The sequence below is a fragment of the Butyricicoccus sp. OF27-2pH9A genome (assembly GCF_027693185.1).
In the GTDB taxonomy this organism is placed as follows: domain Bacteria; phylum Bacillota; class Clostridia; order Oscillospirales; family Butyricicoccaceae; genus Agathobaculum; species Agathobaculum butyriciproducens.
This window is the reverse complement of record NZ_JAQEXK010000018.1, coordinates 48,534-50,094: the sequence shown is the minus strand read 5'-3', so window position 1 is coordinate 50,094 and position 1,561 is coordinate 48,534. Positions and strand designations below refer to the sequence as shown.

General features: G+C 50.4%; 2 protein-coding genes and 1 pseudogene. All 3 read left to right on the top strand.

Annotated features, from left to right (window positions below):
- A partial coding sequence (locus tag PG722_RS12115; RefSeq protein WP_270580688.1) for a transposase occupies positions 1 to 327 on the top strand: 327 nt, incomplete at its 5' end.
- 620 nt (positions 328 to 947) lie between these two features.
- Positions 948 to 1,064: pseudogene (locus PG722_RS12110) on the top strand (glucosamine-6-phosphate deaminase); the annotation flags it as partial.
- Between the two features lie 105 nt (positions 1,065 to 1,169).
- Positions 1,170 to 1,561, top strand: a 392-nt coding sequence (locus PG722_RS12105; RefSeq protein ID WP_270580687.1) for an MATE family efflux transporter, incomplete at its 3' end; no start/stop codon positions are given.

Sequence of the window (1,561 nt, the reverse complement as noted above, 5' to 3'; positions counted from 1 at the left end):
TTAGACACGTTCGCAGAACACTGGGACAAGAAATATCCTAAGATTTCTCAGTCGTGGAGGGATAACTGGGCAAATCTCAGTACCTATTTCAAGTTTCCTCAGGCACTCCGACGGCTGATCTATACGACCAACACTATCGAAGGCTTCAACCGTCAGCTCAGGAAGGTAACCAAGTCGAAATCCGTGTTTCCGACCGATGACAGCCTTTTCAAAATGCTGTATCTGTCGATAATCGACATCACGAAAAAGTGGACCGGCCGCCGGCAGGACTGGAGCATGATTCACGCCCAGCTGGCAATCTATTTTGAGGATCGGATGCCTGATTAACAATCCGGCTCGAAGGGCAAGGGGCGCTACGCCGCCGCCGAGGCTCCAATGGACGAGGGTGCCCCTTGACTTCCACCTTGGTTGGCGTTATGTTGTAGACAAGGCGGGCGCAGCCAACGCCGCTCCCGCCTTGAAATATAAGTTCTATTTTACACCGCATTTTGGCGGTTACACAGAATTCGGGATAGTCCCTATTTTCCCGCGTTTTTGTTCTCGGTTTGTACTTCAAAAACCAATACAGTTCATCCATTTCCACGATCTTTGGTGTCTGTTTGGGCGCTGAATTCTCCTTGCAGCTGGCTTTTTTTATCCAATTCATCACATTGGATTTGTTCATGTGCAGAATCTTTCCAACACTTCGTCCGCTGATCCCGCCATAGTACATCTTTAGTGCCAGTTTTCGGGTTTCTTCCGGATACGTGTGCTGTTTAGGGTTTATTGTGTAGTATTTGCCGCACTCCTTACATTTGCAGCGTTGACTTCCTGACCCATTATATCCTGCTCGTACCTGATTTTCAGTTTTTCCACATACCGGGCATTTCTTCCATGCCTCTACTGTCATCTTTTTCATAGCTCTATTTTACCACTATATCTTTCATTTGGACACTCTTGCTGTTTGAGAATCCTGTTTCGGTCCGGTGACGCCCAAAGTGCCCGGATCGATCCTGCAGCTGCATCATGATGCGATCGTTATCGCAGATGAGGCAGCGCTCAGCCTGTGCGGTGACTTTATCTGATTTCTGATCATATCAGCGGCGGTATCACCGCCTCGAAACCCGAAGTGCAGTTTCGTCTCTTTCTGTGCTTTGGGTTTTGCTGATTTTTCGCAAGGGAGGTGCGGTATGGCTCGTGTTACCGATATGACACATGGCCGTCCGATACGACTGATTCCGCTGTTTTCCCTGCCGCTGATGCTGGGAAGTGTATTTCAGCAGTTGTATACCATTGTAGATACGATTATTATCGGACGTGGTGTCGGCATGCAGGCTCTGGCGTCCATCGGTGCGGCGGATTGGATCAACTGGCTGGTTTTATGGGGACTGCAGGGCTTTACGCAGGGCTTTGCGATTCTCGCGGCACAGGAGTTCGGTGCGGGCGCATACGACCGGCTGCGTCGTGTACTGGCTATGATCGTTAAGCTGTCGTGCTGGTTCGGCATTGCGGTGACGATCATCAGTCTGCTGCTGGTAAGACCTCTGCTCACACTGCTGCGCACCGATCCTGCGGTGTTCGG